The sequence below is a fragment of the Paenibacillus sp. FSL R5-0928 genome (genome assembly GCF_037970385.1).
In the GTDB taxonomy this organism is placed as follows: Bacteria; Bacillota; Bacilli; order Paenibacillales; family Paenibacillaceae; genus Paenibacillus_AQ; species Paenibacillus_AQ odorifer.
This window is the reverse complement of sequence record NZ_CP150225.1, coordinates 6,416,704-6,442,603: the sequence shown is the minus strand read 5'-3', so window position 1 is coordinate 6,442,603 and position 25,900 is coordinate 6,416,704. Positions and strand designations below refer to the sequence as shown.

Sequence of the window (25,900 nt, the reverse complement as noted above, 5' to 3'; positions counted from 1 at the left end):
GGGGATTTTTATTTTAAATCAATACGGAGACTATCCTTGTAAAGATAGCCCCTAGGGATTCCCGCGACCACCTGCTCCGTAATGCAAAATGATTTCAGTCGGTTCCCCTCCGCCCATCATCAGGCGGTTTTATGAGCGCTTCTCAATTCCGAGACTATGCTTCAATCCTTCTTGCAAAACCTGGCTGAAATTAAGGTGTTGCCGCTCAGCTTCATCATTCAGCCACTTAGGCACGGTCAGCGTCTTCTTGATAGCTTTGGACTCCATAGCCGCTCTAACAGTAGGCATCCATACCATTACGTCCAAAGCAGCCTCTCCAGCTTCTGCCTGCTTTAAGATTATGTCCAGTGTGGACGGATCGGGAATGGAATCCCCGTCTTGCTCCATCACATACAAAAAACCCTCTAAGGCTTCCCGCGCTGCAGCGTATGCTTCTTCGGCAGTGTCCCCAGCCGTCAGGCATCCAGGCAAATCAGGAAAACGAACAGATATTCCTTCGTCTGCAGTGTCTAGCAACGCCCAGTAGCGATAAACATCTTTCTTACTCATTTATATTAACCTCCTTGGGGGAGAGGGGCTTGCGCCCCTACAACCCTGCTGATTTAAGAATACTCTTTTGTGTCTTGGGAGGAAAGCTGCTTCTAGGATGCGGCACCGTTATTTTACCGGGCTTACTTGGATGTTTGTAGTAATGATGACTTCCATGTACTCCGACTAAGTACCATCCGTCTCCTTCGATAATTTTTATAATTTCCCTTGAACTGTAAACCTTCATCTCAACCCTCCTTATACTTCTATTATACACGTATAAATAACACGTGTCAACGTATAGATAACACGTATTTAATAATCGGATAACTTCTTCTTGTCTATATGGCTTCTTCCGTATCACCAACACTGGCTTAGCATATCCAGAAAGTTGGATGGTGACAAATAACAAATTCATATCAGTCGGGGGTATAATGATATTGTGAAGATACCATTCCGAGATATTTGAAAGTGGAGGACCCAGCTTTTTATGCCTGAGTCCGCGACCATATTTTGACCATATTTGTATCTGAACTAATCGGAATTAATAGGAACTGAAAACGAGAAACTTCCTATTATATGCGGCAATCTGAACTAATAGGAAGTGATTATTTAAGAACGTAAGAAATACGGCTTGAAGGCTGCACGTCGTGCGCCTCAGTTCTCGAAACGTTAATATCTACAGAATTCAACCCTTGGCCTTATGGCCGAGGGTTTTATTTTTTATTGCCCCTTTCCACAAGAAATGGGCTTTTTTTGCATCTATTTACTAATTCTAACGGTTGAAACGCATTGACTTCCTCAGTAAAAGTTATATACTATTTCATATAGAATTAGTTGGTTTTATTACTTCTTTTACCTCATTTATTCATACGATTAATATTTTGGATGGAGGAATACCTTAATGAACCTGCTCGAGAAAGAGGATTTAATCAAAGTTAAGGCCGAAGAATTAGAAACTGCTTCACCCGAGGAAATTATCCGCTGGGCTGTAGAAACATTTCCTAACATTACTTTTGCCTGCAGCTTTGGTGCCGAAGATGTAGTGCTAGTTGATATGCTTCACAAAGTTAGTCCTTCTACAGACGTCTTTTATCTCGATACAGATTATCATTTTAAGGAAACCTATGAGACCAGAGATTTGATGGCGGATAAATACGGGCTGGAGTTCGTACGAGTGTCTCCACAAATCACTCCGCAGGAGCAAGCACTTCAACACGGTGATGCGTTATGGACAGTAGATCCTAACCAATGTTGTGGGATTCGTAAAGTAGAGCCGCTGACTCGTATCCTATCTCAATATGAAGCTTGGATTACAGGCATTCGTCGTGACCAAGCGCCTACCCGTGCTAATGCCAAAAAGGTTGAGTATGATTATAAATTTGGTTTGGTTAAGTTTAATCCAATTGCGGATTGGACAACTGAGGATGTATGGAACTATATTCGTGAAAATGATGTAATTTATAACCCTCTACATGACCGTAACTATCCAAGTATCGGCTGTGAGCAATGTACACGGCAGGTTATGCCTGGTGAAGATCCGCGTGCTGGACGTTGGGCTGGATCAGAGAAGACTGAGTGCGGATTACACAAGTAAGACCTATCCCCGTGAGAACCCAGAAGGAGAGACGATAATGACTTCAATACGTCCGCATGGCGGAACATTAGTTAACCGTGTAGTAGAGGGTACAGAAAGAGAAGAATTGCTGCAGCTTGCACGTGAATATAAGGCGATTGCCGTGAACACCTGGACTTTATCTGATTTGGATCTAATAGCGGTAGGTGCATTTTCTCCACTGACTGGATTTTTGAATGAACAAGATTATCACTCCGTAGTCAAAAACATGCGTTTAGCAGATGGCACAGTGTGGAGCATTCCAATAACACTTGCTGTAGAAGAGGATGTGGTCTCTGGTTTAGCTATTGGAGACAAAGTATCTCTAATCGGTGAAGAGGATGGCGAGATCTACGGTTTATTGGATATTGAGAGTCTTTATACGGTTGATCAAAACCTTGAAGCGCAAAATGTATTCAAAACAACAGACCCTGAACATCCAGGAGTAAGTAAGCTGTTGGCCCGCCCGGCTACCTATGTAGGAGGACCAATTACAGTGCTGAATAGACCACAGCCAGAAAAGTTCGGAGAATTTTATTTTGACCCTTCAGCTACACGTAAGATATTTGCAGACAAAGGCTGGAGAACAGTTGTAGGCTTCCAGACGCGTAACCCAGTTCATCGTGCACATGAATATATTCAGAAGTGCGCTATGGAGGTTGTAGACGCTCTGTTCTTAAACCCGCTTGTGGGTGAGACGAAGTCTGATGATGTACCGGCAAATGTACGAATGAAGAGCTACCTGGCGCTTTTGGAGAATTATTATCCTGAGGATCGTACCTTTCTAGGTGTTTTCCCGGCAGCCATGCGTTATGCAGGTCCGAGAGAAGCGATTTTTCATGCTATGGTTCGCAAAAATTACGGCTGCACCCATTTTATTGTCGGACGTGACCATGCGGGTGTAGGTGATTACTACGGAACTTATGAAGCACAAGAAATTTTCGCGAATTTTACCGCTGAGGAACTTGATATTACTCCATTATTTTTTGAACACAGCTTCTTCTGTAAAAAATGCGGAAATATGGCTTCCAGTAAAACCTGCCCGCATCCTGGCGACGATCATATGACTTTGTCGGGTACAAAGGTACGGGCTTTGCTTCGGGAGGGTCAATGTCCACCTCCTGAATTTACGCGACCTGAGGTTGCGCAGATTCTAATTGAAGGCATGACTCAAGAGTAACAGCTTAATCATCGTTAGCTAGTACTATTTGGCCTTCTTGTCCCATATAGATGAGTATTATCTATCGGGACGAGGGGGTCTTTGTTATGTCTGGCCGAAAACACAGTAAAGTCTCGGTCTGGATCTCATGGAGCAGTATCAAAAAATGTATGCTGGGCGCGACACTGCTGGCTATAATGATCGGCATTATAGCGTATGACATGCCTACTGCCAAAACGTTAAATTATTGGAGTCTGCCTTTGTCTGGTAAAGTGATCGCTATCGACGCTGGACATGGGGGAGCAGATGGAGGGGCAGTTAGCCGGGAAGGGCTAATTGAGAAAGACATTAATCTTGCGGTCTCTCTTTATTTACGTGATTACCTGCAACAGGCAGGGGCTATTGTTGTCATGACCCGTGAAGGGGATTATGATTTAGCTCAGGAGGGCACTAAGGGCTATTCTAAGCGCAAGACTGAAGATCTTAAGCAAAGAGTAAGAAGCATTGAGGAGAAGGGCGCAGATCTTTTTATAAGCGTTCATATGAACAGTGTGCCTTCGAACCGGTGGAGCGGGGCGCAGACCTTTTACTATCCCAATCACAAGGATAATAAAGCTATAGCAGAGTTTGTACAGAGTGAGCTGAAGACTACCCTGGAAAATACTGATCGTGTAGCTAAGACTGTAAATACTGTTTATCTATTAAAAGCATTAAAAATACCTGCGATCCTTGTAGAGGTCGGTTTCTTGTCGCACCCTCAGGAATCAGTTCTGCTCGGAGATGATGTTTATCAACGCAAGGTAGCGACTAGCATATATCGTGGCATTCTTCGTTATGCTTCCGAGTAGCCGGGACTACTCATCAGGAGATGGGTAATGCTATAATAGACAAAAACTCCGGAAGAATTCTCCTCCGGAAAGGAAACAGAGGTGCTTTCCATGCTGACTAGGGAACATATCCAGGAAATACTGCAGTCATTAACAGACCCGGAAACCGGAAAAAGCCTTGTGGAACTACAGCTGATCCGTGACATTATGATTAAAGAAGATCGTATTTCTTTGTCAATCGTATGTCTTGATCCTGAAGAGCAAAGTCGCATGGACCTAGAACAACAGGTTCGTGAGTTGCTTGAAGCGGGTGGAGTCAATAATGTACATATCCGGCTGCGTGATGCAACCGATTATGAACGTGCTCTGCTTCGCGGAGAGAGTGCTGGGGAAGAGCCATTGGCTGATGAACCGGGGAAACTTAAGGGACATGCAGCAGGCCTTGACGATCATGAATTAATCAATGAGAACTCTGGTGTTAACTTTATCGCCATTGCCAGTGGTAAAGGCGGGGTTGGAAAGTCTACGGTTACTGTGAATTTGGCAGTAGCTCTGGCTAGAAAAGGTAAAAAGGTTGGATTGATTGATGCGGACATTTATGGGTTTAGCATCCCTGATATGATGGGAATCGAAGAGGGCCCCGTTGTAGAAGAGGGAATCATTATTCCTGTGGAACGTTTCGGAGTGAAGGTCATGTCTATGGGCTTCTTTATCCGTGAGAATAGTCCGGTAATTTGGCGGGGACCTATGCTTGGCAAAATGCTGCGCCAATTCTTTGGTGATGTGGGCTGGGGAGAACTTGATTATATGCTGCTTGATCTTCCTCCAGGTACAGGTGATGTGGCGCTTGACGTACATCAGATGCTCCCTCACAGCAAAGAGATTATTGTTACTACCCCTCATGCTACCGCAGCGTTTGTGGCGGCTAGAGCGGGCTCTATGGCTCTGCAGACAGAACATGAGATTATTGGGGTCATTGAGAACATGGCTTATTATGAGTGTAAAGACTGCGGTAAAAAAGATTATATTTTTGGCAGAGGCGGAGGCGCTCGGCTTGCGGAGACACTCCATACGGAGCTGCTTGCACAAGTTCCATTGGGCGCACCGGACAACCATATTTCTGAACCGGATTTCTCACCTTCTGTATACAAGGAAGACACAGCAACTGCGTTGTTGTTTGCTGATATCGCCGATAAGCTGATTGCGAAATATGAGCACTAATTATTGTGCATAAAAAGAGGCCGTCCCACGTTGTTAGGTGGGATAAGGCCTCTTTTTTGTTATGTGCTTGAATCATCGCCGCTACCGCTGCCACTTTCACCACCGCTGCCGCTGCCTTCCTGTTTATCGCCGCTTTCGCCGCCCTTTTTCTGTTCCTTCGGCTCGAGCTCGTCCTGAACGACCTTTTTAAGTAAATTCAATACCTCCATCCGGAATAATGGAGTCTGCATAGATTCCTGGATGGTCTTCATGGATTGCTTTCGGTAGTCAGGTGTTTTGGTGAGATTAAGAAACATGGTCATCATTTCTGGAGACTTCATGATTTCTTCGACGGATTTTTGATATGTGGGATCTTTAATTAGTTGCAGGTGCAATTCTTTGCTTTGTGATTGAATGGCTTTAGCAAAATCGCCTGCGAACTTGGGATCAGTCATAATTTTCTCGATTTCCTTTTGATATTCCGGTGCAGTGAGGGTATCTTTAACAGCGGTTTTTATATCCTCTGTTGTTTGAAGTGGCATCATTTTCATACTCATTCCGCTGGTGCCTCCAGAACTGGAATTTGATAATGATTCCTCAACCGCTTTTTTCCCATCTTCACTTTTTAATATATCAATAACCATGGTCTTCATTTCTTTATAACTGCCCTGACCAGAAGAAGAACTGCTCTGCTCACTTCCGCAAGCCGTTAAGGCCATAACAAAGCTTAAAGCCAAACCCACAGATCCGATAAATCTCCATTTCATTGGCGCTGCCCTCCTTTATTAGGATTCTCCAGTTGTATTATGCCGCATTAACACACATTTATGTTGCTGATGTAATGGTGTTTTGTCGGTATCCTTGGTAAAATAAATCTGACATAGGGGAGGTGAAGTGGCTGAGTATAAAAAAATGGTTTTATTTATTTTGGACAACCCTTCTAATAGGAGCGGGCGGAGCAGTAATCGCAGGTCTGGCACTGCAATTCGTGAACGGTCGAATTGATTTCAAAAGTGTCGCTGATTTCTTTTTATACCCGCTGATACTATTCGGCTACGGTATGCTTGTCAGTGTTTATGCGCAACTTGGTTTTTTTGCTTATCTAATTTTGAATTACATGGGCAATGGTGTTTTCCCACCAAAAATTTGGAAATACATACAACTGGTGCTTTCTGTGCTTGCATTGCTTGAACTGATTTTTTTGCGTACCGTCGTTGGCGGGGAAAGAAGTGTCTTGTCTGATCTAATACTAGGAATCTTTATTTTGTTAGCTGCCATTATTGTGTCTTATTTCAAAGTGAAAAGTACAAACATCTCAGCTTGGATTCCAACCCTCTTTTTTATGACAGCTATTTCAATTGTGGAAATTATCGGCGTGCTCCGTATAGGTGTTGATAGTGCGACAGTGTTTATTGTTGTTCCGCTCATCGCCTGTAATGCATTCCAAATTTTGATGCTTCACCGTATTCTCAAGCCGGCAGCCGGATAAAGGCTGGGGCGAATTCAGCAAATCATGAACCCCGTGCTCTGGCCTTCAGAAGACGGGGTTTTTTGCTCTAATGTATTCTAACGATTAAAATCCGCTGGAGGAGGTTAATCTTAAAGAACAATAGAGCGGATTCTTTGTGTGTAGCAACGCTCACAAAACTAAGTAGATGCTTCCGAAGCGAGTTTTGTACGTAGTAATACAAAGCGTAGCATCGCTCACAAAACTTTCAGGAGGGGAATATATGGACATCAAGCGCTATATGATAAAAGACACAAATGAAATCCAGCTTAACAAGCTGGACCCGGACGATACAGGTAATTTTAAATCAAAAAAAGAAGCAGAAGCCAAAACAGAGCAGTTAAAGGAACGGTTGGCAGAGCTTCAAGATATTCTTTTTGCACAGAAAAAGCATTCACTGCTCGTAATTCTGCAAGGGATGGATTCCAGCGGTAAGGATGGAACGGTTAAACATATTTTTTCAGGGATTAATCCACAAGGCTTTATAGTGACCAGCTTCAAGAAACCTTCTCTGGAGGAAGAAGCTCACGATTTCTTATGGAGAGTGCATCAAAAGACACCCCCTAAAGGCTACATCTCTGCATTTAACCGCTCACACTATGAAGATGTATTGGTACCGCGGGTACATGGGGGATTGAAAAAGGATGATTTGAAGCGCCGCTTTCGTTACATACGGCAGTTTGAGGAGATGCTGGTGGAAGAGGGAACGACAATTATCAAGCTTTTTCTGCATATTTCAAAAGAGAAGCAGCTTAAGAAAATCAAAGAACGGCTTGAAGATCCCAAAAAACACTGGAAATTCGACGCAAGTGATCTACAGGAGCGGGAGTTTTGGGATGATTACCAAGAGGCATATGTAGATGTTTTTAAGGAGTCTAGTATTGATAAAGCACCCTGGTACTGGATACCAGCCAATCATCAATGGTACCGCAACTATTTGGCCTTATCCATCGTTGTAAAGACACTGGAGAGTCTGGATCTGAGCTATCCGAAGCTGAATACCCCCACACCCGACATATCGGAGCTCATTTCCCCGCGTCATTAATATTTGGATAAGACCAACATCTATTGCGGTACCTAAGATTGGGAGGAGCGTTACAGCCCGGCAGCATCCTCTAAGGCACTATTTAGTGAGGCTGAGTCACGAACCTCTTTACCCTCTGCGTTGCTTTGGCTGATCAGCTCAGAGACGGTAACGAATTCATAACCTTGTCTGCGGAGCTCATCGATAATTTGCGGAAGAGCTTCGTGAGTTTGTTTGCAGGAATCACTGGCATGCAGTAGAACGATATCACCAGGATGTGCTTTAGTCGTTACACGCTTCACGATATTGTCTACACCTATGTTCTTCCAGTCTAGAGAGTCTGTGTCCCACTGGATGACTTTGTAACCAAGATCATTGGCCACTTGCAGAACTCTTTTGTCAAAATCACCATTAGGCATACGAATTAGATTGGGTTCTTTACCGGTTAATTCTGTAAGCACAGTGTGAGCCGTTGTGATCTGAGTGCGAATCTCTTCGTTACTTAGAGTGCTGTAATTGACGTGTTTATGGCCATGGCTGCCAATTTCGAATCCTGCGTTTTTAATGCTTGTTACAATATCCGGGTGAGTCTTACTCCATGGTGACGATAGGAAGAAGGTGGCTTTGTCCACTTTCTTGTCTTCAAGTACCTTCAAAATTGGTTCGGGTCTCTTTTCCCCCCAGCTAATATCGAAGGTTAGGGCAATCAGCTTCTTCTCTGTTGGCACACTGTAAATGGCAGAAGGTCCAGCTTCAGAAAAAACGGTGATATTACCCCTCTCGACATAGACAACTCCAGCAGCAAGAAGCACAGCGGCGAAGATATAGATGAACCTTTTGATCTTTTTGCCGCTGAATACATAAAAAGAATTCATTAATGACAGCGCTCCTCTCCCATGCGAAATGCTTGTTTGTTCTAAATGTATGCTCGTACCGCACGGTTATGACCTAAGAAACAGAGATCACAATTTCAGGAGGTATTTATGTTGTCGTTCTTCACGTTTGTTAAAGATATTAAATCGATCCGCAAGGCTTTGCTGCTGTCCTGTCTGCTCTTCGTAATAGGAGCGGTTGTTGGCTGGGTAGCGACAAGTAGTCTGGAAAAACTATTGGTTCAGCAATTGGAAGGGCTAAGTGAGATCAGTGGGAACTTAAGAGATACCTCTAATCCGCAATGGAACTTCTTTGTATTTATATTTCTGAATAACGCCATCAAGGGAGTGGTTATTATTTTCCTGGGAGCGTTGTTCGGCATATTGCCAGCTATATTCTTATTTATAAACGGAGCGGTAATTGGCTACTTGATACATTTATCCGCACTGCAAGGGCAGGATTTGTTCGATTTAATCGTAAAAGGATTGCTGCCACACGGGATTATAGAGATTCCGGCAATCATTATCGCTTGTGCCTTTGGACTGCATTTTGGCGGGAAAGTGATTTCAAGTTTATTTCGATCTACAGATAGAAAAGAGGAAAGAAGCGCAGACTGGTCTGCATTCATGCGTCAAACACTTACGGCTTCTATATGGACTGTAATCCTGTTATTTGTTGCAGCCATTATTGAAAGTACAATTACTTTTTCACTTTTATCATAAAACTTCCGGGAATAGAGCATAACATTAAGGGCGTTCATCCAAGGATTGCCTAAAGGTAAGGAGTATATAATCGAGACGAAACCATAAAGGGAATTTTAATAATTATGGTTATAAAAAGAGGACTCCGGTTAATCTAGTGTAAGAGGATCTTAAGGCAGCTTTCTCCATGAGATGTACTTACTGATTATGCAAAAAGGTTTTGGGGGTTTAGAGAAGGTGTTAATTGCAACTTCATGAAGGAGGCCAAGCATATGTTGGGAATGTTGTTTAACGAAAAGGAATGCAAGGAACTGGATTATGTTTTGAGAAAAGAACTAGATGAGATGCTGTTAGATTTGAGTGATCAGCGCTTGGACCAAAATATCAGGCACGCCATCGCTAATAGATATAAGACTGTATTCCGGATGTATGCTCGCTTCGCTCCTCAGAAAGAGCTTTCCAAGTATGCATGGGGTGGGCGTTCTTCTCAGTATAAACACTGAAGATATACGAGAATTGCTACAGTTTTATAAAGTTTTCAGATTATTTAATAAAATAGCTTGACTAAAAAGGAGTGCTCATGATAAATTATATCTCGCGCTCCTTTTGCTTGTGTAAAAGGGAAGCGGAAGGCAAGAAAAATTGAAAAAAAGATTTTTCAAAAAAAAGACTTGCCAAACAGCTTAACACTGTGATATATTATAAAGGTCGCCGCTGATAAACAACGACGACGAAATGAGAGACATTGATCTTTGAAAACTGAACAACGAGTGAGTGGGAAATCACGTAAGTGAAATCCAAATTAGAGAATTAATTTTCTCGTCAGATGTTTCAAAATGAGCATATCGCTCTTTTCAATACTAATTGGAGAGTTTGATCCTGGCTCAGGACGAACGCTGGCGGCGTGCCTAATACATGCAAGTCGAGCGGAGTTACTTTGAAAGCTTGCTTTCAAAGTAACTTAGCGGCGGACGGGTGAGTAACACGTAGGCAACCTGCCCTTCAGACTGGGATAACTACCGGAAACGGTAGCTAATACCGGATAATTTCTTTTTTCTCCTGAGAGAAGAATGAAAGACGGAGCAATCTGTCACTGAGGGATGGGCCTGCGGCGCATTAGCTAGTTGGTGGGGTAACGGCCCACCAAGGCGACGATGCGTAGCCGACCTGAGAGGGTGAACGGCCACACTGGGACTGAGACACGGCCCAGACTCCTACGGGAGGCAGCAGTAGGGAATCTTCCGCAATGGGCGAAAGCCTGACGGAGCAACGCCGCGTGAGTGATGAAGGTTTTCGGATCGTAAAGCTCTGTTGCCAGGGAAGAACGTCCGGTAGAGTAACTGCTACCGGAGTGACGGTACCTGAGAAGAAAGCCCCGGCTAACTACGTGCCAGCAGCCGCGGTAATACGTAGGGGGCAAGCGTTGTCCGGAATTATTGGGCGTAAAGCGCGCGCAGGCGGCTATTTAAGTCTGGTGTTTAAACCTTGGGCTCAACCTGAGGTCGCACTGGAAACTGGGTGGCTTGAGTACAGAAGAGGAAAGTGGAATTCCACGTGTAGCGGTGAAATGCGTAGATATGTGGAGGAACACCAGTGGCGAAGGCGACTTTCTGGGCTGTAACTGACGCTGAGGCGCGAAAGCGTGGGGAGCAAACAGGATTAGATACCCTGGTAGTCCACGCCGTAAACGATGAGTGCTAGGTGTTAGGGGTTTCGATACCCTTGGTGCCGAAGTTAACACAGTAAGCACTCCGCCTGGGGAGTACGGTCGCAAGACTGAAACTCAAAGGAATTGACGGGGACCCGCACAAGCAGTGGAGTATGTGGTTTAATTCGAAGCAACGCGAAGAACCTTACCAGGTCTTGACATCCCTCTGAATCTGCTAGAGATAGCAGCGGCCTTCGGGACAGAGGAGACAGGTGGTGCATGGTTGTCGTCAGCTCGTGTCGTGAGATGTTGGGTTAAGTCCCGCAACGAGCGCAACCCTTAACTTTAGTTGCCAGCAGGTAATGCTGGGCACTCTAGAGTGACTGCCGGTGACAAACCGGAGGAAGGTGGGGATGACGTCAAATCATCATGCCCCTTATGACCTGGGCTACACACGTACTACAATGGCCGGTACAACGGGAAGCGAAGCCGCGAGGTGGAGCCAATCCCATCAAAGCCGGTCTCAGTTCGGATTGCAGGCTGCAACTCGCCTGCATGAAGTCGGAATTGCTAGTAATCGCGGATCAGCATGCCGCGGTGAATACGTTCCCGGGTCTTGTACACACCGCCCGTCACACCACGAGAGTTTACAACACCCGAAGTCGGTGGGGTAACCCGCAAGGGAGCCAGCCGCCGAAGGTGGGGTAGATGATTGGGGTGAAGTCGTAACAAGGTAGCCGTATCGGAAGGTGCGGCTGGATCACCTCCTTTCTATGGAGAATCGTTCTCTGCAATGAGGACATTCAAATCGGAAGCTAAGCTTCCACAATAGGACCTTCGGGTTCGAACACTCACTCGTGTTCAGTTTTGAAAGAGCAAGTCTCTTTCGCATGCGTTTGGTGGCGATAGCGGAGGGGTTCCACACGTACCCATCCCGAACACGACCGTTAAGCCCTCCAGCGCCGATGGTACTTGGACCGAAGGGTCCTGGGAGAGTAGGACGTTGCCAAGCGGACAACCAATTCATTGGTTGATTCACAATGTTATATATGTTATATGGGCTTTTAGCTCAGTTGGTTAGAGCGCACCTCTGATAAGGGTGAGGTCGGTGGTTCGAGTCCACCAAGGCCCACCATATAACATTATAGAGTAATTTTATGGGGCCATAGCTCAGCTGGGAGAGCGCCTGCCTTGCAAGCAGGAGGTCAGCGGTTCGATCCCGCTTGGCTCCACCATAAATTTTTAAATGAATAATTTTTTTAACTTGATCCTTGAAAACTGGATACCGAAACGAATTTGCGTTTTAGAACATCTTTTAGCAACTTGTGTAAACAAGTAAATGTTATTAGTGAGATGATTCCAAAAGAAAATGTCATCGTATGATATTTTCCTGCGGAAAAATCAAGGTTAAGCTAATAAGAGCACACGGAGGATGCCTAGGCGCCAGGAGCCGACGAAGGACGTGGCGAACAACGAAACTGCCTCGGGGAGCTGTAAGCAAGCTTTGATCCGGGGGTGTCCGAATGGGGAAACCCAGCTGTGGTAATTCGCAGTTACTCATACCTGAATACATAGGGTGTGTAGAGGCAGACCAGGGGAACTGAAACATCTAAGTACCCTGAGGAAGAGAAAACAATAGTGATTCCGTCAGTAGCGGCGAGCGAACGCGGAACAGCCTAAACCAAGGGGCTTGCCTCTTGGGGTTGTGGGACGTCTCACATGGAGTTACAAAGGAATATGGTAGGTGAAGAGGTCTGGAAAGGCCCGCGATAGAGGTAAAAGCCCTGTAACCTAAACTGTATTCTCTCCGAGACGGATCCCGAGTAGTGCGGGGCACGTGAAACCCCGTATGAATCCAGCAGGACCATCTGCTAAGGCTAAATACTACCTGGCGACCGATAGTGAAACAGTACCGTGAGGGAAAGGTGAAAAGCACCCCGGAAGGGGAGTGAAATAGAACCTGAAACCGTGTGCTTACAAAAAGTCAGAGCCCGATCTATGGGTGATGGCGTGCCTTTTGTAGAATGAACCGGCGAGTTACGTTTAACATGCAAGGTTAAGCCGAGAAGGTGGAGCCGCAGCGAAAGCGAGTCTGAATAGGGCGATTTAGTATGTGGACGTAGACCCGAAACCGTGTGATCTACCCCTGTCCAGGGTGAAGGTGCGGTAACACGCACTGGAGGCCCGAACCCACGTACGTTGAAAAGTGCGGGGATGAGGTGGGGGTAGCGGAGAAATTCCAATCGAACTCGGAGATAGCTGGTTCTCCCCGAAATAGCTTTAGGGCTAGCCTCGGTATAAGAGTAGTGGAGGTAGAGCACTGATTGGGTGCGGGGTCCGCAAGGATTACCAAGCTCAGTCAAACTCCGAATGCCATATACTTATTGCCGGGAGTCAGACAGTGAGTGCTAAGATCCATTGTCAAAAGGGAAACAGCCCAGACCATCAGCTAAGGTCCCCAAGTGTGTGTTAAGTGGGAAAGGATGTGGAGTTGCACAGACAACCAGGATGTTGGCTTAGAAGCAGCCACCATTGAAAGAGTGCGTAATAGCTCACTGGTCGAGTGACTCTGCGCCGAAAATGTAACGGGGCTAAACACACCACCGAAGCTATGGCTAGATACTATGTATCTGGGGTAGGGGAGCGTTGTGTAGGGGTTGAAGGTGTACTGAAAAGAGCGCTGGACACTACACAAGTGAGAATGCCGGTATGAGTAACGAAAAGATCAGTGAGAATCTGATCCGCCGAAAGCCCAAGGTTTCCTGAGGAAGGCTCGTCCGCTCAGGGTAAGTCGGGACCTAAGGCGAGGCCGAAAGGCGTAGTCGAAGGACAACAGTTTGAAATTACTGTACCACCGTAATCCGCTATGAGCGATGGGGTGACGCAGGAGGGTAGTGACGCGGACTGATGGATGTCCGTCTAAGCAGTGAGGCTGATGTGTAGGCAAATCCGCACATCGATAAGGCTGGGCTGTGATGGGGAGCGAAAATTATAGTAGCGAAGGTCATGATCTCACACTGCCAAGAAAAGCCTCTAGCCAGGAGAAGGTGCCCGTACCGCAAACCGACACAGGTAGGCGAGAAGAGAATTCTAAGGCGCGCGGAAGAACTCTCGTTAAGGAACTCGGCAAAATGACCCCGTAACTTCGGGAGAAGGGGTGCCCCGGTAGTGTGAATAGCACGAGGGGGCCGCAGTGAAAAGGCCCAAGCGACTGTTTAGCAAAAACACAGGTCTGTGCGAAGCCGCAAGGCGAAGTATACGGGCTGACGCCTGCCCGGTGCTGGAAGGTTAAGGGGAGTGGTTAGGGGTAACCCGAAGCTATGAACCGAAGCCCCAGTAAACGGCGGCCGTAACTATAACGGTCCTAAGGTAGCGAAATTCCTTGTCAGGTAAATTCTGACCCGCACGAATGGCGTAACGACTTGGGCGCTGTCTCAACGAGAGATCCGGTGAAATTTTAATACCTGTGAAGATGCAGGTTACCCGCGACAAGACGGAAAGACCCCATGGAGCTTTACTGCAGCTTGATATTGAATTTGGGTACGATCTGTACAGGATAGGTGGGAGCCGTAGAAATCGGAGCGCAAGCTTCGGTGGAGGCGCCGTTGGGATACCACCCTGATCGTATCTAGGTTCTAACCTAGTACCCTTATCGGGTACGGGGACCGTGTCAGGCGGGCAGTTTGACTGGGGCGGTCGCCTCCTAAAGAGTAACGGAGGCGTTCCAAGGTTCCCTCAGAATGGTTGGAAATCATTCGCAGAGTGCAAAGGCATAAGGGAGCTTGACTGCGAGACCTACAAGTCGAGCAGGGACGAAAGTCGGACTTAGTGATCCGGTGGTACCGCATGGAAGGGCCATCGCTCAACGGATAAAAGCTACCCTGGGGATAACAGGCTTATCTCCCCCAAGAGTCCACATCGACGGGGAGGTTTGGCACCTCGATGTCGGCTCATCGCATCCTGGGGCTGAAGTAGGTCCCAAGGGTTGGGCTGTTCGCCCATTAAAGCGGTACGCGAGCTGGGTTCAGAACGTCGTGAGACAGTTCGGTCCCTATCTGTCGTGGGCGCAGGAAATTTGAGAGGAGCTGTCCTTAGTACGAGAGGACCGGGATGGACGTACCGCTGGTGCACCAGTTGTTCCGCCAGGAGCATGGCTGGGTAGCTACGTACGGACGGGATAAGCGCTGAAAGCATCTAAGCGTGAAGCCCCCCTCAAGATGAGATTTCCCAATTAGTAAGACCCCTTGAAGACGACGAGGTAGATAGGTTGGAGGTGGAAGTGCAGCAATGCATGGAGCTGACCAATACTAATCGGTCGAGGGCTTATCCTATACTTAGAATGCAGATTCGTTTCGGATTCAGTTTTCAGGCGATTAAGCCTGAGCATTTACGCTGTAAATGCCCGTTTGGTGGCGATAGCGGAGGGGTTCCACACGTACCCATCCCGAACACGACCGTTAAGCCCTCCAGCGCCGATGGTACTTGGACCGAAGGGTCCTGGGAGAGTAGGACGTTGCCAAGCGGATATTCCCTGATAGCTCAGTTGGTAGAGCACTCGACTGTTAATCGAGTTGTCACAGGTTCGAGTCCTGTTCGGGGAGCCATGCTCTCATAGCTCAGCAGGTAGAGTGCTTCCATGGTAAGGAAGAGGTCACCGGTTCGAATCCGGTTGAGAGCTCCACAGATTTGCAAGGCCCGTTGGTCAAGGGGTTAAGACACCTCCCTTTCACGGAGGTAACATGGGTTCGAATCCCATACGGGTCACCAACTTTTACTTGTACTTACCCTTAGAGGGTCCCATAGATATGGAGGCTTAGCTCAGCTGGGAGAGCATCTGCCTTACAAGCAGAGGGTCGGGGGTTCGATCCCCTCAGCCTCCACCATAATCTTCCTAAGAGATTGTGGGCAACATAGAGGTACCATCAATGGGGATTAGCCAAGCGGTAAGGCAACGGACTTTGACTCCGTCACTCATAGGTTCGAATCCTATATCCCCAGCCAAGTGCGAGCCATTAGCTCAGTTGGTAGAGCACCTGACTTTTAATCAGGGTGTCGAAGGTTCGAGTCCTTCATGGCTCACTTTTATTATTATCATGCGCGTGTGGCGGAATGGCAGACGCACCAGACTTAGGATCTGGCGTTTCACGACGTGGGGGTTCAAGTCCCTTCACGCGCACCACTTATTGCGGACGTGGCTCAGCGGTAGAGCATCGCCTTGCCAAGGCGAGGGTCGCGGGTTCGATTCCCGTCGTCCGCTCCATAATTTTGCGCCCTTAGCTCAGCTGGATAGAGCGTTTGACTACGAATCAAAAGGCCGGGAGTTCGAATCTCTCAGGGCGCGCCATTTTTATTATTAAGCAATTATAGTATTTATAACGGGATGTAGCTCAGCTTGGTAGAGCACCTGGTTTGGGACCAGGGGGTCGCATGTTCAAATCGTGTCATCCCGATTTTCACCTTTGCGGGTGTAGTTCAATGGTAGAACTTCAGCCTTCCAAGCTGATAGCGTGGGTTCGATTCCCATCACCCGCTCCATAATTTTATAGTAACGGGATGTAGCTCAGCTTGGTAGAGCACCTGGTTTGGGACCAGGGGGTCGCATGTTCAAATCGTGTCATCCCGATACTCAGCTTAATCGCTGCTCAAAAGCTCTTACTTCGGTAAGGGCTTTTTTGTTATGTATTGAATAAACATATAAATACAGACTAAGAACGTATGTTCTATTATTCCTCCAAAAAAAATCGGACTTCCGGTGGAATTCCAATCCGTAGATAATAGTTTCTCCATGATTCCTCTTGTTCGGGGCTTCTGCCCGAAGAAAGTAATTTTACAGCAAAGACATTAGCTTGACGTTCAAGCTTCCCAGGAGAGAAATAGGAGCTTTCCTCCAGAAAAAAGCGATTGATCCCCTTGTGAAGCCGATCATGCCCTAATTCATGCGCACAAACGAAGCGCTGCCATTCTACAGGCAACTCATTATGAATGACGATAAACCTTCTTCTTAGTTTTCGATAATATAATCCCTTTGTGCCAGTCCCCAGGTTCATGAAGCGAATTTGAATGCCTAGTGCTGCGGCAAGCTCGAACGGGCAGTTGGTTTTATATTTTTTAATCAGACTATTGATCAGTTCATCCATGTTCTTCACCTGCAGCATGTTAGTATAGTTATTTAGTGTCTTTGGATTTTTTTCTCTTATTCATCTGTTTGGCTTCCCAGAACAATCCGGTTAGTACATCTTTTATCCTCTGTTTATCTTCTTTGTCTAATGGAATCCCATCAAACATCAGCTCTCCATCATCCTCTAGCATTTTTCGAAAGTCTCGTTTATCTTTGCTTGTAGCCCAATCTGGGACAGCCTCATCGCTTGAAAGAGTCTGGTCCTGCAAATACCCTGCCTGATCCATTAGCTCCTCGTAGGGGACACCAGTAGCCTCGGCAATTTTGCGTAACGTGGTTGGTTTAGGAACCCCTCTTAATCCATTCTCAATCCGGGAAATTTGCGAACCGCTAATTCCGGCTGCTGCTGCTAATTGATTAATGGTGAGTCCCTTTGTTTCCCGAAGATGCTTCATATAATCCCCGAATTCCTGTTTCATCTCAACTCACTCCTTATTGGCTGTAACCTTATGATAATAATATAAGCCATTTTTGCCAATAGGTAAACAACAAAGCGTATATTATTGCCAAAAGGCAAGATAATGGAGGGATATACGCTCTTTTTCGATAAAAACAGCCTAAAACGGGGTTTTACGAGATTGGTAAAGAAGTGGTATATTATAGAAAAAATACGAACAGAATACGAACAAGATTTATTTTATCACATTGGGCTGGAAAATTCCGCAAATTAAATCTCATTCAGTTAAACCCAAAAGGAGTGCATAAATGATGAACATATCAACTTTACCAGAGTTGGACCGTCGCCGAACCCAGGTCGCTATAGAGAGCATGTTGGAGAAATACCGTATTTTTAAGACCGTTACATTTGAAGCTAAGGAAGCAAGCACAACCTATTCATACACAGAAAGATTCCATGGTCCTACTAACACTGTAACTGATCAGACTGCTGCGATAGCTTCTTATAATGTGGACATCCCCGCCGCAAGGAGAGCTTATTGTTCCGCAATAGACTCTGTGGTAGAGAGACTCGATACGAGAGAACAGCAGCTGGTACGGGAAAGGTATATGAGAAGAGACGAGATGTACGATTATACGATTTACAATCATGTGTTTGATCCACCGGTAAGTAAGGACACTTACGTGAAGATACGCTCGAAGGCTTTTTACAAGATGGCATTAGCGTTAACGGATCTCGGTTTACTATCTCTGCAAACTTTAGTAACAACAGCGCCTAGGGTAAAGAAAGAGAAAATGAGTATTACTTAATAGAAATAGAATAGTGTGATTAGTAAAGAAGACTGTATCGTCCGAGTGGATGATGCGGTCTTTTTTTGAATTATAAGAAAGTATAAGTTTCAGGATGTACTTTATCCTTATAATCCTCGCACAAAAACTTGCCGTCCATAAAAGGAGGGACGAAGGCTCTTAAGCTTGTCTTCAATTATGTTCCTCCGAAAAACCGCTCTATACCATCCAAAAGCTAGCCAAAACCTCGTCCGTTTACCCTCTCCGCAAGGAAAATATGGGGGTATGATTATAACATGGCAAATGAAGCAAAAGAACACCGCAAGAGCATGAATGCTCTGCTAATAGTTCCGCCCTAAGGGTGATGAGAACAAACCTAGCGGTGAAAGATTCTTCTCGCATTTGCCTAATGAAGAAGGGATATTATCCAACCTCGGATAGTATCCTTTTTTCTTAAACTAGTTGAGGGGGTGTCTGCTTAATGTTCATGCAGTTGAAGGTTAACACCATCAAAGATCGACGAACGATCGCAGATCAGAAAGGAATGGAGTGATGTCGGTACAACAATTGCGAGAACACATTACAAGTACACTTGAACGGTATTTTCCTGATGTGCCTGTATATGTAGAAGGAGAAAAACCTCAAACAGCCTATTTTCATCCCGGACTGATCTCAGCAACACTGGATCGGCAGCGGGAGGGCAGGTATTTAGCGGTCTACCGTTTTGGCATCCGTTATGAGCAAGGCAATTTGCTGGAAGCTGAAAGAATGGCAGATAAGCTAAGTGAGGCGATGGCAGAGATGGAGCAGGATGGTGGAGCTTTTCGTGTAGTTAGGCAAGCTTGGGAAGCTGGAACTGAGGGGCATGGGCCGCTGTTTACAGTTGACTATATGTTGTATTTGCAAAACGACAAGCCTGACAGCATTAAGATGGGACAAATGATTGGAGGAGAACGATTGAAATGAGTACTAAAGGGAGTAACGGGAATGGGTTCAGTAAGGAACAGATTGTGAATTCCTCACTTTTTACGCCGAGGGAAAAGGATATATTGAACGTTATTTTGCAGGATGGCAAGAACTATACGCTCGAAGAAGCAAAGCAATCTATGGGATTGTTCAAAAATAAGGAGGTAATGAACTAATGGCAGGCGGAACATGGACAACGCAAAATAAGGTGCGCCCTGGGGTATACGTAAATGTAGCATCAAATCAAGGTGCCATCGGCAAAATGGGAGAACGCGGGATTACGGCATTGGCGCTTGCCCTATCTTGGGGAGAACCGGGAGTAATCATGAAGATTACCCCGCAGGATGATGTGAATAAGCTGCTAGGAGTTGATTTGGAACATCCAACTCTACTGCCAGTGCGTGAAGCGCTGAAACGGGCGGGAACCTTGCTGCTCTATCGATTGAATGAAGGCGTTAAAGCGGCAGTCACAAATAACGGTCTTCAGGTAACAGCTAAATATGGCGGTGTACGCGGAAATGATCTTTCGATTGTGATTGAGAAAAATATAGAGAATGTTGCTCTTTTTGATGTAAAGACTTTGCTTAATGGAACAGAACTGAACAAGCAAACGGTTGGAACGGCTGAGGAGTTGGTCGCGAACGATTATGTTCAATTCCAGAAAAATGGTGCAGAAGGCTTGAAGCTAATTGCAGGCATGCCGCTTACAGGGGGGGCTAACGGAACCGTGACGAATGGAGCACATAGTGACTTCCTGTCTGCTCTTGAGGTGCAAGAATTCCAAACCGTGGGTCTAGTATCGCAGGATAGTGCTCTCAAGGCACTCTACAGTTCTTTTGTGAGACGGCTTCGGGATACAGAAGGGAAAAAGGTACAGGCTGTACTATCCGATTATGCGGCTGCAGGTCATGAAGGTGTGATTAGCGTGAATAATGGGGTAGTACTGAGCGACGGAACTACGATTGATAACGTCAATGCCGTTGCTTGGGTAGCTGGTGCTACAGCAGCAGCAGCTGTTAATGAATCGCTGACTTATCAGGGTTATGATGATTCGGTGGATGCTGATGTAAGACTTAGCCATTCTGAGACTACAGCTGCGTTGCTAAAAGGAGAGCTTATCTTTACTTACAGTGGCGGACGGGCTGTGGTGGAACAGGATATTAATACATTTACCGCATTTTCACCGGACAAAGGCAAAGCATTCTCCAAAAATCGTGTACTTCGCGTGCTGGATGGAATTGCAAATGATATGAAGCGTATTTTTGAGAACTACTATATCGGTAAGGTCGCGAATAATGAAGATGGCCGTGCTCTTTTCTGGTCACAGTGTGCGACTTATATGAATGATTTGCAGGATATGGGTGCGATTGAGGGCTTTAACGCGCAGACAGATGTTGTAGTTGTGGCTGGTGCAGATAGTGACAGTATCGTGCTGGATGTGGCTGTGAAACCGGTAGATTCCGTAGAAAAAGTATATATGAAAGTGAAGGTGGTTTAAGATGGCATTTTTAAAAGCTAGTGATACGATTTCCGGCCAGGAGGGCCGTGCTTATGCTGTGATTGGTACGCAAACTGAAGAGATGTTCTATGTGAAAACTCTTGAAGCTACAGTAGAAAAAACAAAAGCAGAAGTGAAAACACTGGGCCGCCGGGGTGTTCAGCATAAAGCGACTGGATGGTCGGGCAGCGGTTCGATGACGATTTTTTATATGACTAGTCGTTTCCGCCAGATGATGCTCGATTATATGAATACGGGTGTTGATCAGTACTTCGATATTGAGGTTACGAACGAGGATCCATCGTCCAGCGTGGGGGCACAACGGATTATTCTAAAAGGGGTGAACCTCGATAGTGTCATCATGGCCTCACTCGATACAGAGTCAGACGCTCTGGAAGAAGAAGTTAGCTTTACCTTTGAAGATGTGCAGATTGTGCAAGCTTTTGGTGCTCCGGCAGGTTCCGGGCTTTAATTAAGACAACTAGATAGAATGGAGTAAGCAAGACCCGAACGTAGAATGAGCGACGGGTCTCTTCTCTGTCTATTGGCAGCTAGTAGCAGGAGAAGTATCTAAATAAATAATTCTAGGAGGAAGACAATGAGCGAATTAAGTTTGTTTTTTGCCCAAAATGTAGCATGTGACACGACCGAGGAGTTTGTGGTATCCCAGCGTTTTAAGGATAAGGAAGGAAATGCGGTGGCCTGGAAGCTGCGCAGTATGACTGAGGATGAGAATCAGGAATGCCGCAAGGCCGCAACCCGCAAAGTCAAAGGGAAAAACGGAGTGTATACCTCTGAAATTGAGCCTAACGATTATATGGCGAAGCTGATGACCTCAAGTGTAATGCATCCGGATCTAAAAAATGCTGAATTGCAGCGTTCTTATGGCGTACTTGGCGCTGAAACACTGCTGCGTAAAATGCTGCTTCCGGGTGAATTCGCGGCGTTGGGTGAGCGGGTGCAGGCCTTAAATGGTTTTGGCACGGACATGAACGAGCTGGTGGATGAAGTAAAAAACTAATCAACGAGGGCGATAGTGAAGCCAATTTTGCTTATTACGCCCTCCATGAGCTGCACATTTTACCCCATGAGCTGATGAAGCTGTCTTCCCGCGAACGCGCCGCAATATATGCGATGATTGCTGTTCGTGTGGAGAAGGAGAAGCGGGATCAGGCACGGAGTAAGGCGAGGAAGAGATAGTTAGGGGGTGAGAGAATGGCAGGTGTACAAAATAATATAGCTGGAATACAGCAAGTTTCCAATCAATGGATCAATGATATAACCAATCAGATTACAACACAGGTCTCGGCAAATATTTCAAATTCCTTTTCAGCAACCTTAAACCGTATCAGTATGAAAATAGTCAATAAACCCGTGTACAACATCACTAATAATTACAGTGCAGCTTATACCAGAATTCAAGCTTCTATTGGAGGTGCGGTTCAGGCTCAGGAGAGACTGAATGATGCGGCTGATAGAGGGGCTGGAGGAGCTGAAAAGCAAGCAGGAACCTGGGAAAAGCTTACGGGGGCCTTTGAAAAGGCTAAGGGTATGGTGGAAAAAGTTAAGGGTGTCATGGAGAAGGTGCTTGTGCCAGCTGCTGAGCAGCAAAAGTGGGAAGATCTTTTCAAAGCAAAAACCGGAAATGCTGATGTTGGTGTAGCTATGTTTGATAAATTCAAGAAGAGAGCGCTAGAAACCGGACAGGACGTCAGCAAGTCTATGGAAAGTGTCTTGTCGTTTTATCCTAAAACACAAAATACGGACCAGCTAGATAAGCTAATGGATTATTCCACAAGGCTTAGTATGATGTCTCCAGAAGGTAAGGATATTGGCGATACTTCATCAGCTATTAATTCTGCATTTGATGGAGACTCTAGTGACTTAGCATCGATGCTTCAGGTAGATGAAGAGGAGCTTGGTGGACTCGACCTAGTAGCCAGTACGGGGAACATGGGCGCTTTTTTAAGTACTTTGGGAGATATCATGACAACGGCAGGTATGACGAGTACTTCGCTGCAAACCATGATGGATTCACCCGTAAATCAGTGGCAGACACTTCTTGGAAACTATAACAATTCCTTAGCTGGCATGGGACAAGGGGCACTTGCAGCATTTTCTCCGCTGTTAAGCATTCTTAACGATGCGTTCTCAGAAGGAACCTTTCAGCCTATTATCGATGGGATGGCCATTGGATTGGCTATTATAGCACAAGGTTTTTCACAAGTTGTACAGGGAGCCTTATTCCTTTGGAGTGTTCTTAGCAGCACGTTGCCTTATGTAGTACCCATTCTTTTGGGAATTGTTGCTGGGATTATTGCTTATAAAATTGCTATGGGTGCAGCAGCAATCGCAACAAATATGTCAGCAATTGCGACTGGGATCGCTACCGCAGCGCAAGGGATTTACAACGCTGTGTTAAATGCCAATCCTATTGCGCTTGTAATTGGACTTGTTATTGCACTTATTGTGGCTTTTTTAGGAATTGTTGCAGCTCTTCAGCCAGTAAGAGATTTTCTTGCCAATATGTTCAGGGCTCTCGGACAGATCGTTGCAGATTTTGTAGGTTATGTGATTGATCTATGGACCGGATTTATTAATGGTATCATTGATGCTGCCAATTTTTTATTAGGTGGTATTAATAAAGTAATTGGGGCTGTTGGTAAATTTATAGGTATAGAATCAGAGATTAATCTTCATCTTGAACGGGTTGACAGCAGTCAATTTAAACAGAACGTGGAGATGAGCATTGAAAATACTTTTGATACGGCTGCGAAATATACGCAAGAATTTGATGTTAACAAATTTAAAGAAAGCCTAAACGTAGGGGGGAATACGAATAACGAGACTACAATCAATCAATGGAATACTACTCATCAAGATGATTCAACGAAACCTCCGAAATCGCCTACCATTCCTGAGGTTCCAGTAGTTCCTGTGACGAAAACTCCTGCGTTAAATACGCCTTCCGCTGTAGGTTCTTTTCAAAATGCAGGAGTACCTGGTAATCTGAACACCGTCAACCGTGTGAACGAGCTCGGCTCCATCAACGACACCGTAGACATCTCCAGTGATGATCTGAAAATGCTCCGCGAGCTGGCCGAGATTCAGGCGATCCAGAATTTTGTGGAGCTTACGCCGACGGTGCAGGTGACGACCGGAAATATTAACAATGCCGGAGACATTGATACGATTATCAACAAGATCGGGCAAAAGCTGAACGAGGAGTTTGTCTCTACGGCGCAGGGGGTGTATACGTAACGTGGAAGAGTACGGGATTTTTTTGGGTTTTAATAATCAGGAGGATGCAATCCGGCTGCCAGTCAATCCAGAGACCTTGGAAATCAAGGAGAGTGGAGATGGAAAAAGCTATACCATTATCGATCTGGGTGAGATCAATACGATTGCTTATCCGAAGCTTACGGAGATCACGATTGAAAGTATTTTTCCGGCACAAAGGTATCCGTTCGTATTGGTGCAGGAGGACGGGCTGAAGAGACCTTTTGAATATGTGGAGCTTATTAAGAAATGGATGACGAGTCGTCGGCCCATTCGGTTTGTGTTCTCCGGTGTGAGGTATCCCGATGATACGAAAAAGGATAAAAAGAAGTTAAACAAACCACAGAAATGGCTAGAGGAATCTTCAATTAGTGAGGATGCATCTTTAAAAATTGATTTTGCTGTGAATATGGCTATGAGCATCGAAGGTTTCACTTGGAAGCTTAGTGCGGGTACGTCAGGGGATATTGAATATTCGTTATCTCTCAAAAAATACGTATTCTATCAGGCGGTAGCTGTGAAGGTTGTTAAAGGTGAAGTGAAGGCGGAGCAGAAGAGGGCCAATGAAAAGGCAAAGCCTACTACCTATACCTTAAAAGCTGGAGACAGTCTATGGAGCATCGCTCAAAAAAACCTAGGAGATGGCTCGAAGTACAAAGCCATTCAGAAGCTTAATGGCATTCCGGATAGTGAGCTGAAAAAGCTGCCCATCGGTAAAGTCATCAAGCTGCCGTAGGAGGCTGTTATGGAACTGCTAGTGAAGAATAAAGAAGGGAATATATGGGATATTTCTGGCATAGTCTCAGATATTTCTTGGAAAACTGCACGGTCAGGTAAACCGTCAACGCTAGAGTTAACGCTTGTGGACAACGGAATTTATCAGCTCCCCAAGTTCGGGATTAGCAACGGTGATATTATTCAGTTCAGTAAAGATAATGTAGATGTATTTTACGGATTTGTGTTCAGCATTGATACGGGCTCGGATCAAGAGATTAAGCTGACTGCCTATGATCAGATTCGTTATTTGCTGGGCAATGGTAGTTATGTTTTGCAGGATGTTACGGCTAGTGATGTGATCAAGAAAATAACAACGGACTACGGATTAAAGACAGGTGTGCTGGAGGAGACAGAGTACCGGATTCCTTCTTTAATTGAAGATGACAAAAAGCTGTTGGACATCATTATGGGAGCCATCGGCAGTGAGCTTCAGTTTAAGGGGCGGCTGATGGCTTTTTACGATGATTTTGGGAAGCTGACGCTGCGTAAACCGGATTCTATGCTGCTTAACCTGGTGCTGGGAGCGGGGCATTATCTGTACGATTATTCGCTCAAAAAAAGTATTGATGACGATACGTACAACACGATTTTTCTGTACAAGGACAACGAGGCATCGGGCAAACGCGATTTCTATCCGGTCAGTGACAAGGACAATGTGAAACGCTGGGGTATCCTGCACTTGTATCAAAAGGCTGATGACAAAGCGAATGCTGCACAAATTCAGGAGAAGGCAAACAATCTGCTGAAAATGCACAATCGTGAAAAGCTTAGTCTCTCCATACAGGCGATTGGTGATATGCGTGTAAGAGCAGGCAATTTCATTTATGTCCTATTGGATGAATTCGAGACTCAATTGTTTCTGGTGGACCAATGCAGCCATAAGATTTCTGGAGGGGAGCATACAATGTCCCTCGATATTAAGGTGGTGTAGAAAT

At 45.6% G+C, this 25,900-nt stretch carries 23 protein-coding genes, 14 tRNA genes and 4 rRNA genes; 35 read left to right on the top strand and 6 right to left on the bottom strand.

Annotated features, from left to right (window positions below):
• Window positions 1-129 precede the first annotated feature (129 nt).
• Complete coding sequence (locus tag MKZ16_RS29190; protein ID WP_076106554.1) at window positions 130-549, bottom strand: type II toxin-antitoxin system HicB family antitoxin; 420 nt, start codon at window positions 547-549, stop codon at window positions 130-132.
• Window positions 550-586: 37 nt separating this feature from the next.
• Window positions 587-775, bottom strand: coding sequence for a type II toxin-antitoxin system HicA family toxin (locus MKZ16_RS29185; protein WP_076106552.1), 189 nt, complete (start codon window positions 773-775; stop codon window positions 587-589).
• 657 nt (window positions 776-1,432) lie between these two features.
• On the opposite strand from MKZ16_RS29185, the gene MKZ16_RS29180 reads away from it, so the two are divergent.
• From MKZ16_RS29180 to MKZ16_RS29165, 4 genes are all read left to right on the top strand, one after another.
• A complete protein-coding gene (locus MKZ16_RS29180) occupies window positions 1,433-2,125 on the top strand; it encodes a phosphoadenylyl-sulfate reductase (protein WP_036680616.1) in 693 nt (230 codons plus the stop codon).
• 37 nt (window positions 2,126-2,162) lie between these two features.
• Window positions 2,163-3,323, top strand: coding sequence for a sulfate adenylyltransferase (gene sat, locus MKZ16_RS29175; protein ID WP_076106550.1), 1,161 nt, complete (start codon window positions 2,163-2,165; stop codon window positions 3,321-3,323).
• An 86-nt stretch (window positions 3,324-3,409) separates the two neighbouring features.
• The gene (gene cwlD, locus MKZ16_RS29170) at window positions 3,410-4,150 is read left to right on the top strand and encodes an N-acetylmuramoyl-L-alanine amidase CwlD (protein ID WP_038573445.1); all 741 of its coding nucleotides are present in this window, start codon (window positions 3,410-3,412) and stop codon (window positions 4,148-4,150) included.
• A 90-nt stretch (window positions 4,151-4,240) separates the two neighbouring features.
• Complete coding sequence (locus tag MKZ16_RS29165; protein ID WP_076106548.1) at window positions 4,241-5,350, top strand: Mrp/NBP35 family ATP-binding protein; 1,110 nt, start codon at window positions 4,241-4,243, stop codon at window positions 5,348-5,350.
• A 59-nt stretch (window positions 5,351-5,409) separates the two neighbouring features.
• On the opposite strand, the gene gerD is transcribed toward MKZ16_RS29165, so the two are convergent.
• Window positions 5,410-6,096, bottom strand: coding sequence for a spore germination lipoprotein GerD (gerD, locus tag MKZ16_RS29160; protein ID WP_036680627.1), 687 nt, complete (start codon window positions 6,094-6,096; stop codon window positions 5,410-5,412).
• Window positions 6,097-6,227: 131 nt separating this feature from the next.
• Between gerD and MKZ16_RS29155 the strand changes: the two genes are divergently transcribed.
• Together MKZ16_RS29155 and MKZ16_RS29150 are read left to right on the top strand one after the other, a co-directional pair.
• Window positions 6,228-6,818, top strand: a complete 591-nt coding sequence (locus MKZ16_RS29155) for a KinB-signaling pathway activation protein (protein WP_038574906.1) — start codon at window positions 6,228-6,230, stop codon at window positions 6,816-6,818.
• A gap of 241 nt (window positions 6,819-7,059) precedes the next feature.
• A complete protein-coding gene (locus MKZ16_RS29150; protein ID WP_052097348.1) occupies window positions 7,060-7,881 on the top strand; it encodes a PPK2 family polyphosphate kinase in 822 nt (273 codons plus the stop codon).
• A 50-nt stretch (window positions 7,882-7,931) separates the two neighbouring features.
• Here MKZ16_RS29150 and pdaB read toward each other — a convergent pair whose 3' ends face one another.
• Window positions 7,932-8,735 carry a polysaccharide deacetylase family sporulation protein PdaB gene (gene pdaB / locus MKZ16_RS29145; RefSeq protein ID WP_036680629.1) on the bottom strand — a complete coding sequence of 268 codons (804 nt, stop codon included), beginning with the start codon at window positions 8,733-8,735 and terminating at the stop codon, window positions 7,932-7,934.
• A gap of 108 nt (window positions 8,736-8,843) precedes the next feature.
• Between pdaB and MKZ16_RS29140 the strand changes: the two genes are divergently transcribed.
• From MKZ16_RS29140 to MKZ16_RS29045, 20 genes are all read left to right on the top strand, one after another.
• Window positions 8,844-9,455 carry a stage II sporulation protein M gene (locus tag MKZ16_RS29140; RefSeq protein ID WP_036680630.1) on the top strand — a complete coding sequence of 204 codons (612 nt, stop codon included), beginning with the start codon at window positions 8,844-8,846 and terminating at the stop codon, window positions 9,453-9,455.
• Window positions 9,456-9,706: 251 nt separating this feature from the next.
• Entirely contained in the window at window positions 9,707-9,937 is a 231-nt protein-coding gene (locus tag MKZ16_RS29135; RefSeq protein WP_036680631.1) for a hypothetical protein, read from the top strand.
• Between the two features lie 358 nt (window positions 9,938-10,295).
• Window positions 10,296-11,853, top strand: a 16S ribosomal RNA gene (locus tag MKZ16_RS29130).
• Between the two features lie 124 nt (window positions 11,854-11,977).
• A 5S ribosomal RNA gene (rrf, locus tag MKZ16_RS29125) occupies window positions 11,978-12,094 on the top strand.
• 46 nt (window positions 12,095-12,140) lie between these two features.
• Window positions 12,141-12,217 (top strand) — tRNA-Ile (locus MKZ16_RS29120).
• 24 nt (window positions 12,218-12,241) lie between these two features.
• A tRNA-Ala gene (locus MKZ16_RS29115) sits at window positions 12,242-12,317 on the top strand.
• A gap of 170 nt (window positions 12,318-12,487) precedes the next feature.
• Window positions 12,488-15,413: ribosomal RNA gene (locus MKZ16_RS29110) — 23S ribosomal RNA — on the top strand.
• 74 nt (window positions 15,414-15,487) lie between these two features.
• Window positions 15,488-15,604: ribosomal RNA gene (gene rrf / locus MKZ16_RS29105) — 5S ribosomal RNA — on the top strand.
• The 16S, 23S and 5S rRNA genes sit together here with 14 tRNA genes alongside, the layout of an rRNA operon.
• 6 nt (window positions 15,605-15,610) lie before the next feature.
• Window positions 15,611-15,686 (top strand) — tRNA-Asn (locus MKZ16_RS29100).
• 1 nt (window position 15,687) lies between these two features.
• Window positions 15,688-15,763 (top strand) — tRNA-Thr (locus tag MKZ16_RS29095).
• Between the two features lie 11 nt (window positions 15,764-15,774).
• A tRNA-Glu gene (locus MKZ16_RS29090) sits at window positions 15,775-15,849 on the top strand.
• Window positions 15,850-15,889: 40 nt separating this feature from the next.
• Window positions 15,890-15,965, top strand: a tRNA-Val gene (locus MKZ16_RS29085).
• Between the two features lie 43 nt (window positions 15,966-16,008).
• Window positions 16,009-16,083, top strand: a tRNA-Gln gene (locus tag MKZ16_RS29080).
• 5 nt (window positions 16,084-16,088) lie between these two features.
• Window positions 16,089-16,161, top strand: a tRNA-Lys gene (locus MKZ16_RS29075).
• A 16-nt stretch (window positions 16,162-16,177) separates the two neighbouring features.
• Window positions 16,178-16,261 (top strand) — tRNA-Leu (locus tag MKZ16_RS29070).
• A gap of 6 nt (window positions 16,262-16,267) precedes the next feature.
• Window positions 16,268-16,342: transfer RNA gene (locus MKZ16_RS29065), tRNA-Gly, on the top strand.
• Window positions 16,343-16,349: 7 nt separating this feature from the next.
• Window positions 16,350-16,426: transfer RNA gene (locus MKZ16_RS29060), tRNA-Arg, on the top strand.
• A 32-nt stretch (window positions 16,427-16,458) separates the two neighbouring features.
• Window positions 16,459-16,532: transfer RNA gene (locus MKZ16_RS29055), tRNA-Pro, on the top strand.
• Between the two features lie 11 nt (window positions 16,533-16,543).
• Window positions 16,544-16,617, top strand: a tRNA-Gly gene (locus MKZ16_RS29050).
• A gap of 14 nt (window positions 16,618-16,631) precedes the next feature.
• Window positions 16,632-16,705, top strand: a tRNA-Pro gene (locus MKZ16_RS29045).
• 100 nt (window positions 16,706-16,805) lie between these two features.
• Here the strand turns inward: MKZ16_RS29045 and MKZ16_RS29040 are convergent.
• Together MKZ16_RS29040 and MKZ16_RS29035 are read right to left on the bottom strand one after the other, a co-directional pair.
• Window positions 16,806-17,219 carry an ImmA/IrrE family metallo-endopeptidase gene (locus tag MKZ16_RS29040; RefSeq protein ID WP_036681396.1) on the bottom strand — a complete coding sequence of 138 codons (414 nt, stop codon included), beginning with the start codon at window positions 17,217-17,219 and terminating at the stop codon, window positions 16,806-16,808.
• A gap of 28 nt (window positions 17,220-17,247) precedes the next feature.
• A complete protein-coding gene (locus tag MKZ16_RS29035; RefSeq protein ID WP_038573442.1) occupies window positions 17,248-17,679 on the bottom strand; it encodes a transcriptional regulator in 432 nt (143 codons plus the stop codon).
• Between the two features lie 286 nt (window positions 17,680-17,965).
• Here MKZ16_RS29035 and MKZ16_RS29030 point away from each other — a divergent pair, with 286 nt between their 5' ends.
• The 9 genes from MKZ16_RS29030 (at window position 17,966) to MKZ16_RS28990 (ending at window position 25,896) form a co-directional block, all read left to right on the top strand.
• A complete protein-coding gene (locus MKZ16_RS29030; protein WP_094902361.1) occupies window positions 17,966-18,466 on the top strand; it encodes an ArpU family phage packaging/lysis transcriptional regulator in 501 nt (166 codons plus the stop codon).
• Between the two features lie 531 nt (window positions 18,467-18,997).
• On the top strand, window positions 18,998-19,411 hold the full coding sequence (locus tag MKZ16_RS29025; RefSeq protein WP_076105551.1) for a DUF6838 family protein: 414 nt from the start codon (window positions 18,998-19,000) through the stop codon (window positions 19,409-19,411).
• On the top strand, window positions 19,408-19,587 hold the full coding sequence (locus MKZ16_RS29020; protein WP_036681241.1) for a hypothetical protein: 180 nt from the start codon (window positions 19,408-19,410) through the stop codon (window positions 19,585-19,587). Before MKZ16_RS29025 ends, MKZ16_RS29020 begins: the two co-directional genes overlap by 4 nt.
• Window positions 19,587-20,909 (top strand): phage tail sheath family protein, encoded by a 1,323-nt coding sequence (locus tag MKZ16_RS29015; RefSeq protein WP_038573439.1) that lies wholly within the window; start codon window positions 19,587-19,589, stop codon window positions 20,907-20,909. The genes MKZ16_RS29020 and MKZ16_RS29015 overlap by 1 nt, the downstream gene beginning before the upstream one ends.
• Before the next feature lies 1 nt (window position 20,910).
• Entirely contained in the window at window positions 20,911-21,381 is a 471-nt protein-coding gene (locus MKZ16_RS29010) for a phage tail tube protein (RefSeq protein ID WP_036681245.1), read from the top strand.
• 126 nt (window positions 21,382-21,507) lie between these two features.
• Window positions 21,508-21,930 (top strand): phage portal protein, encoded by a 423-nt coding sequence (locus tag MKZ16_RS29005; RefSeq protein ID WP_036681247.1) that lies wholly within the window; start codon window positions 21,508-21,510, stop codon window positions 21,928-21,930.
• 194 nt (window positions 21,931-22,124) lie between these two features.
• Complete coding sequence (locus MKZ16_RS29000; RefSeq protein WP_038573435.1) at window positions 22,125-24,170, top strand: hypothetical protein; 2,046 nt, start codon at window positions 22,125-22,127, stop codon at window positions 24,168-24,170.
• A gap of 1 nt (window position 24,171) precedes the next feature.
• Complete coding sequence (locus MKZ16_RS28995) at window positions 24,172-24,924, top strand: LysM peptidoglycan-binding domain-containing protein (RefSeq protein WP_076105552.1); 753 nt, start codon at window positions 24,172-24,174, stop codon at window positions 24,922-24,924.
• Between the two features lie 9 nt (window positions 24,925-24,933).
• On the top strand, window positions 24,934-25,896 hold the full coding sequence (locus MKZ16_RS28990) for a hypothetical protein (RefSeq protein WP_076105553.1): 963 nt from the start codon (window positions 24,934-24,936) through the stop codon (window positions 25,894-25,896).
• The last annotated feature ends 4 nt before the right edge of the window (window positions 25,897-25,900 follow it).

Bases quoted from the DNA above. Each gene is read 5' to 3' on its own strand.
- MKZ16_RS29015 (WP_038573439.1), top strand. From the start codon at position 19,587: ATGGCAGGCGGAACATGGACAACGCAAAATAAGGTGCGCCCTGGGGTA.
- gerD (WP_036680627.1), bottom strand. From the start codon at position 6,096: ATGAAATGGAGATTTATCGGATCTGTGGGTTTGGCTTTAAGCTTTGTT.
- MKZ16_RS29005 (WP_036681247.1), top strand. From the start codon at position 21,508: ATGAGCGAATTAAGTTTGTTTTTTGCCCAAAATGTAGCATGTGACACG.
- MKZ16_RS29000 (WP_038573435.1), top strand. From the start codon at position 22,125: ATGGCAGGTGTACAAAATAATATAGCTGGAATACAGCAAGTTTCCAAT.
- MKZ16_RS29180 (WP_036680616.1), top strand. From the start codon at position 1,433: ATGAACCTGCTCGAGAAAGAGGATTTAATCAAAGTTAAGGCCGAAGAA.
- MKZ16_RS29030 (WP_094902361.1), top strand. From the start codon at position 17,966: ATGATGAACATATCAACTTTACCAGAGTTGGACCGTCGCCGAACCCAG.
- MKZ16_RS29190 (WP_076106554.1), bottom strand. From the start codon at position 549: ATGAGTAAGAAAGATGTTTATCGCTACTGGGCGTTGCTAGACACTGCA.
- MKZ16_RS29010 (WP_036681245.1), top strand. From the start codon at position 20,911: ATGGCATTTTTAAAAGCTAGTGATACGATTTCCGGCCAGGAGGGCCGT.
- sat (WP_076106550.1), top strand. From the start codon at position 2,163: ATGACTTCAATACGTCCGCATGGCGGAACATTAGTTAACCGTGTAGTA.
- MKZ16_RS29025 (WP_076105551.1), top strand. From the start codon at position 18,998: ATGTCGGTACAACAATTGCGAGAACACATTACAAGTACACTTGAACGG.
- MKZ16_RS29140 (WP_036680630.1), top strand. From the start codon at position 8,844: ATGTTGTCGTTCTTCACGTTTGTTAAAGATATTAAATCGATCCGCAAG.
- MKZ16_RS29185 (WP_076106552.1), bottom strand. From the start codon at position 775: ATGAAGGTTTACAGTTCAAGGGAAATTATAAAAATTATCGAAGGAGAC.
- cwlD (WP_038573445.1), top strand. From the start codon at position 3,410: ATGTCTGGCCGAAAACACAGTAAAGTCTCGGTCTGGATCTCATGGAGC.
- MKZ16_RS29035 (WP_038573442.1), bottom strand. From the start codon at position 17,679: ATGAAACAGGAATTCGGGGATTATATGAAGCATCTTCGGGAAACAAAG.
- MKZ16_RS29150 (WP_052097348.1), top strand. From the start codon at position 7,060: ATGGACATCAAGCGCTATATGATAAAAGACACAAATGAAATCCAGCTT.
- MKZ16_RS29165 (WP_076106548.1), top strand. From the start codon at position 4,241: ATGCTGACTAGGGAACATATCCAGGAAATACTGCAGTCATTAACAGAC.
- MKZ16_RS28990 (WP_076105553.1), top strand. From the start codon at position 24,934: ATGGAACTGCTAGTGAAGAATAAAGAAGGGAATATATGGGATATTTCT.
- MKZ16_RS29135 (WP_036680631.1), top strand. From the start codon at position 9,707: ATGTTGGGAATGTTGTTTAACGAAAAGGAATGCAAGGAACTGGATTAT.
- MKZ16_RS29020 (WP_036681241.1), top strand. From the start codon at position 19,408: ATGAGTACTAAAGGGAGTAACGGGAATGGGTTCAGTAAGGAACAGATT.
- MKZ16_RS29040 (WP_036681396.1), bottom strand. From the start codon at position 17,219: ATGGATGAACTGATCAATAGTCTGATTAAAAAATATAAAACCAACTGC.
- pdaB (WP_036680629.1), bottom strand. From the start codon at position 8,735: ATGAATTCTTTTTATGTATTCAGCGGCAAAAAGATCAAAAGGTTCATC.